Below are 679 nucleotides of genomic sequence, written 5' to 3'. Positions count from 1 at the left end.
TGTGAACTCCTTGCCGTTGTCTGTCAACAGCTTGTTGATCCTGATCGGGCAGGCCTTGTGAAGTGCTTTGAGAAAGGCCCTGGCACTGGCCGCTGTCTTGTTGGCCTTGAACTGCACGAACACCCAGCGCGTGGCCCTGTCGATGGCCACGAACAGATAGCGCCTGCTGCTCTCGTCCTGCATCTGGGGCAGGTACTTCACGTCCATGTGCACGTAGCCTGGCTCGTAGCTCTTGAAGGCCTTGTGGGGTACCGCAGGCTGGTGGGGCTTGAGGGCGTTGAGGTTGCCTGCTCCATGGCGGCGCAGGCACCTGTCCAAACCTGAGCGTGAGACATCGGGGCTCAAGAACTCTCGCGTGACCGCCAACAGGTCATCCAGGGGCAACAGCAAGGTACGCCGAAGGTGCACCACCACGGTTTCTTGCGCAGGCGTGAGCACGGTCTGCAAGTGATGGGCCGTGTGCGAGCGGTCTGCGAAGACATCGCGCTTCTTCCACTTGTAGACCGTCTGCTCGGTGATCCCAAAGCGCTGGGCCAGGACGCTGGCTGGTTCATCGCTGGCTGCGATCTCGGCGCGCACGGCAGGCGTGGTGCGGGCGTTCTTGTGCAGGGCAATCAACATGGCTTCACTCCCCGGGTGGATTGCAGAGACTCTATCAACTCTTGCAGAACCGCTCGGG

At 61.3% G+C, this 679-nt stretch carries 1 protein-coding gene; it reads right to left on the bottom strand.

Features of this window, described 5'->3' with window-relative positions:
- Positions 1 to 621, bottom strand: a 621-nt coding sequence (locus ACSQ3D_RS27865; RefSeq protein ID WP_436129034.1) for a DDE-type integrase/transposase/recombinase, incomplete at its 3' end; no start/stop codon positions are given.
- Positions 622 to 679: the final 58 nt, after the last annotated feature.

The organism is Acidovorax sp. LjRoot117, from assembly GCF_964252695.1.
Classification (GTDB): domain Bacteria; phylum Pseudomonadota; class Gammaproteobacteria; order Burkholderiales; family Burkholderiaceae_C; genus Acidovorax.
This window is presented reverse-complemented; position numbering and strand designations above follow the sequence as displayed.